The following is a 6,697-nucleotide window of genomic DNA, read 5'->3' as shown; positions in this document are numbered from 1 at the left end:
AGATATGAAAAACCTGTTTACAGTGGATTTACTAGACATAGACATGTGTTGGAAGAAGAGACATTATCAGAAAAAGTAGTTGCTGAACTGGATAGAACTATAGACAACGAAAGAGACAAAATATTGGACAAGTCCTTAGATAGTAGGGCTAGATCAAACAAACGGGCAAGACGGGAAGTAATCAACCTTGTGAACGCCAATTTTGACCGACATTCCAAATTTATCACCCTTACATATGAGGAAAACATGACGGATGTAGAAGAAGCTAGAAAGCACTTTGATATCTTTATTAAACGAATGAGACGTAAATATAAGAATTTCAGATACATAGTCGTAATAGAGTTCCAAGAGCGTGGAGCGGTACACTATCATATAATGTCGGACTTGCCTTACATACCGAAAAAGAAGCTTAGAGAAATATGGGGGCATGGGTACGTAAAAATTAATGCTATCGACCATGTAGACAATGTTGGAGCCTACATCTCGAAGTACATGACCAAGGCAGAAGCGGACATTCGTATGATACAAAAGAAATGCTACACCACGAGTAGAAACATGATAAAGCCAACAGTGTTAACCAACCCTTGGGAAATTGCTACGTTTATACGTGAGAATGGTTTGAAAATAGATGACAGTGTAGAAGACAAAAAAAGAGTGTTCACCAGCTCATACACTAGCGAACACTACGGTAAAATTATAGATATAGAGTTTAATCTGACGCCCAACCACGAGTTTAGATTAAACTAAGCACACAAAATGTTATTGCTTATTATATCTAATTTTGCTTAGTTTAGACAGGGTAAAACCTGTCTTTTTTTGTTTTTTTATGAAATCTTATAAGAATCTTATAAGACAAATTGTGCCTAAATTAACGTACAGCATGGGAAAATATACTCTGAATCAGGAGTTTTAACCAATAGCAAGATTCGCAAATGTTAACCGCAGCGGTTTTCAATTTGCAATTTTTTGGGCTTCTCCCAAACCCTATTTGAACACATGTAAACAGCGTCTTTTGTTATAGGACGATACAATTTTTGCATGTAAAAAAGCCTTGTAAACAGTACAGTTCATCAACTGAACAAATGAAAAAACACTCTATTTTACTGGGGTTTTACGATGCGTTTACGATAGCATCGGCGATGGGGGGTGGTTTACATCTAAACTACCTGTGTCAGTTGCAGTTTAGGCTGGAACACTTACATAGCCACACTTCAAAACGAAATTTTACGATACGAACGTCTAGGCATTTGTTTGCCTAAAAATGAATAAGCTAGATTAATAGAGCGATGTACAAACTAAAAGACCCTGTATCTATTCCGTTGTGGGAGGAATGAGTACAGGGCTTTTTACTTTTTAGTAGGTCGAGCGGATCTGCGTGACCCCTATAAACCTTTTATCTACTTGTTTCATCTTGTGTATGTGTCCACGTTTTTGAAATTTAGGTTACTCTGTGTCATCTCATGTGACCATTTAAAAAGTTGGTCTAGTAGGCTTTGCCTACAATTTGTGACCTTTGAATGGTAACGTTCCTTATCCTGCGTTAGAGTCTTCAGAAAGCGGATAGGAGAGCTGTTGAAAGGGAAGTAATAAGAAAGGGAGGGGGGTGTAAAAACCTCTACAATGCTATCCCTAGACCGTCTGACAGTCTGCTGTAAAAAAAGTTCCCCAAATAAATTTTTCAATGGTAACGCTGTACTACATTTGCAAAACAAACTCAAACAACTCAATTCAATAACACTAGTAATAAAATCCCTCAAAGTATAAAATATACTAAAAATGCCATTATTTTGTTAAATAAGGGGGATTATGGGGTGTCTGAAATAAAGAAGTCAATACGTGCGGAAATAGAGAAATGTATGCACGATAAAAATTGCACGATGACAAGGCTGAGTGCTCTATCCGGTATCAAAGTTGGACATATCAGTGAAATTCTAAATAGGCGTAGAGCTATTACAATTAAACAATTAGATTCATTTACTGAAGCGTTTAATTGTGAGATTGGATGGATGTATGATCTATATGTAGATGAATGTATTTCAGAAAAGAGGGTATCTAAACCAAGGCTAGTTCCTTATTTAATACGTTGTGCGGAAATTGGTAGGTATGATTGTATTGAGCTAGCTGTTTCTAGGCTATTAGAAGCCCCCAAAAACATGGAGAGTATTTTTTCAATAGCTGAACAGTTATTTCAAGCTGGTAGACAAAAAGGGTCAGCAATCCTATACAAAGCTATAGTTCATAATGAAAAAGATAACTACTCAGAACGTTTTATTATAAGCCAATATAGATTATTTAGGGTATTGTTGGGGAGTAACTCTGAAGAGAACTGGGAAGCGGTTATTCGTTTTTCACCTTATCGTAAGAGGCTACCAGTAAACTATCAATTGGATGCTTTACTTCATTTGGCCAATACTTGTTATACTCTTAGAAAATGGGAGCTTGTTGAAAAATATGCCGATGAGCTAAGAGAATTAGCTACTTTGGTTTATGAAAATAAGTTACATAAGTTAGAGAATAGCAAGAATGAGAAGTTTGAAACGGAACGACATTTAGTTGTTTATTATGGTCGTGGATTTCTTATAAAAGGTATAGCGTTAGAAAATCAGGAACTATATGAAAAGGCATGGGAATATGTGAATGGATATGCTGATTTAAGTTGGTTTGAGCTTCAAGATGAACCTGGACGTATAGAGATAGAAAAGTTTAGCTTATGGGCAACAGCAAATTATTTTACCTTGGATATACTTATGGGAAAAGCTGAAATTCTCCCTAGTTATGTTCAGTTTCTTGACGATCACCCAGATGAAATACTTTCAGGTTTAATGACAATTTTAAAGTCAGCTAATCAGCATAAATTTTTTGTTGATTACGTTTTAGATCATTTTTCGGAAAATATAAATTCTTTTGAGAAAATTATTCCGTTAGATGATGCTATTAAAGTAAGTGAACTTATTCATTTTAGATATCAATTAGCTTTATATTTGGTGAGAAAGAAGGAATTTAAGAGTGCCTTAGATTCTGTATTAAATTGCCTGATTCTAACTGATTCGATAAAAGATTTCGATAAGTTTAAAAGTTGTACTGCATTATTTTGGGACTATTTGGAATATGCTACAGAAGAACAAAAGAAAACTTATCAGGAAATTTTGAAGGAGGATGAAGGGAATGAAAGGGAAATTACTGTCAGTGGCATTAGCCTTGGGAATGTTTAGTAATTTGATTGTTCAATATGGGCATGGAATGGGAGGATAATACATCTTTACACAAGCACCTTTTTAGGTGCTTTTTTTATTTAACCCAATTTTTTGTCAATGTGGGATTTTTAGGGTTTTGATGTACATTTAAATTATTAAATCTATGGAATTAAGGGAGGGGGTTGAAATCGAAAACAATGCTTATGACAACATGAAAAAGGACATCCCTTTAACCTACAGAAAAGGAATGTCCAACCGTGAAAACTGCACTATCAGCCTATCACAGAATGATTGCGATTTACAACGAACAACCGAAGTTTTACGAGAGAAGTTAGTACAGATATTTTTTTCTGAAGGTTCATTTACCAGCCCAGCCGTTTTGGAAATCAGCCAGCAACTAGATGACTGCATTGTGGCAACTCAAAAAATATTACTTCGACTTACTAAATAAGCTGTCAGTATATGCTGTACGGAAACCGACAGATACCTTCGGGGCTTTTAGGGGAAGAGCCGTTTTTCAGCTATTCAGAGACAGCTAGGAGGGTTCATCATGTTGGTATGGGGTGACCCTGATCGAAAATCAGCAAGAACATTACGCAAGCGAAAATTAAAACAGCAATGGTCTAAGCATCGTGTGAACTTGAAGGATAAAGCTAAAAAATATTACGAGATGAAAAAATTGTCAAAAAGTTTATACTGAAAAAGGATATCATGTAAATATTTTCTAAACCAAAAGGAGCGAGCAAATAATCATGAAGAAAAAAATGATTGGGGCTTTAGCTTTAACTTGCGTACTCTCTGGTGTTAGTGTTATGCCTACATTTGCTGAAGCTAATAATTTGAACCAAGCTGAGGAAAATCGAATAGTCACGAATAAATCTAATGTTACTCCTCAAGGACTCATTCAACCTATGAAAACTAAAAAAATACTTACCAAAGACCTAGCTAATACCGAAATGGCAGAAGAGTTTAGTGTCAATAGGGGGTATGGATGGGTCAAGGTATATGTACACAACAAAGGCTCTAAGACAATTAATATTTCAGTCACCGATGACGATGGCAATGAGAAAATGAGTGGAAAGGCTGCTCCCGGAAAGACTTGGACAGGGTATGGCGAAAAGCCTTGGGGGATCGGCGATTACACCGTTGGACTAACATCAGGTCAAGCTAAAATGTCTGGTAAACTCTCAGTTCGTATTGCCCAAAACCGAGATGAATTAGACGACTAAAGCTTACAAAGGACTTGTAGATACCAAAATTAAGTAAATCGACTATGGTTCCCTTAAACGAAACAACGTCCGAACTCCAATTCGGGCGTTTTATTTTCGTCTTTTGATAAGTTGTCCGACATCCTGGTCTAAAAATCATTCGTGTTTTTGAGAAAAAAAGTCCAGGAATTCGTCAGCTGCACGCACTGTTTTTTTACCAAAATCCGAACGAATCGAATGTGATATGAAATATAAAGTATACTGTATCCAAAAGGATTTACTTCATTCTCACTAGAAGCTAGTACAGCGAGGTGAGAACGATATGGGGAATGGCTTTGAACGGACTTATTGGGCAAACGATGTAGCTGAATTACTAGGTATATCAGTAAGTGCTCTACGAAAATGGTCACTACGTTTAGAGGCGGATGGTTACTGCATCATTCGTGATGAGCATGATCGTCGTGCCTACCGTGAGCGTGATCTTATAGCGTTACGAACGATGCAAGATTTTTTGAGGAAAAAAATGAGTATGGAGAACGCTTCAAAAGCCGTATGTACTATGTATTCAGATCACTCGATAACGCATAAAGAAACGAGTATCGTTCCCCATGATAAAAAGCGTTCTGATGAGCGTTATCAAGAAATGATAGATAAGATGGAAGAATACATGGAACAACAAAAGGCGTTCAATCAAGCGTTACTTGAACAACTTCAAAAGCGAGACGAATATATAGATAACGCATTGAAACTGCGTGATGAACGATTAATGCAGTCTCTCAATGAGATAATGGAAACCAAAAAATTATTGGCTGCGGCACAAGAACAACCAGAACAACCAAAGAAAAAATGGTATCAATTCTGGAAAGGTTAATAGCCCCCCACTCTCAAAATAATGGACTGAGGCTCCAAAGACCGGAGGAGCTTCTTCGTTTTGTCCAAGGGGTTGTTTTTATGAAGGAGAAGCAAACCTAGTAATAGACCCAGTAGTAAACCTAGTAACTTGAAATCCTGAAATTGCATGGTAAACAAGGATTCTGGAACTTACTTATTGGGACATTACTATTTCCATAGGCTGACGGGATTAAAGAAATAGATTATTAAATAATCTTTAATCTCATGCACCATACATCAATCTGTAAAGAATACTTTCTATAGCATGCACTGAGGAAGACCGAACCGAACCTCTAGGGGGCGGTCGGGCTTCTTTCAATTGTGGAGAGCAGCAGAGTAAATATTTTTTGGAGTTTTTTCTTATCTTGATACATATAGAAACAACGGGTTGATAAAGTGGAATGAAGCTTAGAGCCATAAGGGATAGAATGAGTTTTTAGTGGTAGATAAAAATGAGTTGGAAAGGTGCTGAATGTTGAGGTGCGAGAGAGTCCACAAGGTGGCTCGGATCGTGCAATTAGCAATCTTTTGATTGAACCTACACTATGTATTAAGTCAAAGGCTGTTACACGGACGATATAGCTTGACAATATGTAGAGTTGGACGTGCCCTATTAGAGCCTATTTCCTCTAGCGTAGGTCATGGTAGAAACTATTACGGGAGAATAGAAAAAGCTAGTTGGCGAAAATCTATTATTGCCTATACTACATCCTGAGGGCGTTTCTAAGGGGGTAAGGTGAGTTTTTTGGTTAGAAATGATAGTTTGTATATGGTATAATAAAAGAAACGATTTTAGGGGCAACAGAGACGGTCTGTAAGCCATATGAATTTAAGAGAATAAAAAAACCTCCTACCAAAATTTTAGTAGGGGGATTTTCTATCAAAAGACTGTTTGAAAAATAGGTAACATTTGCTAGACTTAATAACACAAGAAAAGCCACCCTCAATGACTTGGCGGTCGGGGTGACTCTTCTCCAGATAGTGGGCAAAATCTACCCTTTTTTGGGAGTAGACTACCCGTTTCAATTATGTACAGTCTATCAAAGGAGGGTTTAAACCTGCAATACTAAAAATTTTAAAAGTTAGGTTTTGTGAGGTTTGCGGAAACATTTGTTCGTAGTAAAATGGTTTTTAATCTTTTAAAGGTTTTGAGGTTGTGGCGAGCGGAGTGAGTCTTCTTTATTAGACTTGATTTACGTCACACATCTCACCGGAAAAAGTCGGAGAAAGTCGCTTGTGAATACAGTAGTGTCAAGGGTTACAGCCATTTTCTCTTGTGAAAAAAATGAAACAAAAAGGGGACAGAAAAATAGGCAAAAAGGAGAAGGTGAAAATTGAATAATGACCAAGCATAAATGTTCCAATATGCGGCTGGTAATTGCAGGTGATATCATCCGTTTACGC

At 37.0% G+C, this 6,697-nt stretch carries 6 protein-coding genes; all 6 read left to right on the top strand.

Annotated elements, in window-relative coordinates; all coding sequences use genetic code 11:
• Positions 1-747 (top strand): rolling circle replication-associated protein (locus ACQV1I_RS25150; protein ID WP_438770130.1); only part of this gene is annotated, 747 nt, incomplete at its 5' end.
• Positions 748-1,787: 1,040 nt separating this feature from the next.
• Positions 1,788-3,212 (top strand): helix-turn-helix domain-containing protein, encoded by a 1,425-nt coding sequence (locus ACQV1I_RS25145; RefSeq protein WP_116335443.1) that lies wholly within the window; start codon positions 1,788-1,790, stop codon positions 3,210-3,212.
• 145 nt (positions 3,213-3,357) lie between these two features.
• Positions 3,358-3,645: an aspartyl-phosphate phosphatase Spo0E family protein gene (locus ACQV1I_RS25140; protein WP_438770128.1), complete on the top strand. Its 288-nt coding sequence runs from the start codon at positions 3,358-3,360 to the stop codon at positions 3,643-3,645.
• Between the two features lie 99 nt (positions 3,646-3,744).
• A complete protein-coding gene (locus tag ACQV1I_RS25135; RefSeq protein WP_161555178.1) occupies positions 3,745-3,894 on the top strand; it encodes a hypothetical protein in 150 nt (49 codons plus the stop codon).
• Between the two features lie 52 nt (positions 3,895-3,946).
• Entirely contained in the window at positions 3,947-4,423 is a 477-nt protein-coding gene (locus tag ACQV1I_RS25130; RefSeq protein WP_116335445.1) for a hypothetical protein, read from the top strand.
• A gap of 301 nt (positions 4,424-4,724) precedes the next feature.
• On the top strand, positions 4,725-5,273 hold the full coding sequence (locus ACQV1I_RS25125; protein ID WP_116335446.1) for a MerR family transcriptional regulator: 549 nt from the start codon (positions 4,725-4,727) through the stop codon (positions 5,271-5,273).
• Positions 5,274-6,697 lie beyond the last annotated feature (1,424 nt).

This window comes from Brevibacillus sp. JB24b, assembly GCF_051713385.1.
GTDB lineage: Bacteria > Bacillota > Bacilli > Brevibacillales > Brevibacillaceae > Brevibacillus_B > Brevibacillus_B laterosporus.
The sequence above is the reverse complement of the archived record's forward strand: the minus strand, read 5'-3'. Positions and strand labels throughout refer to the sequence as shown.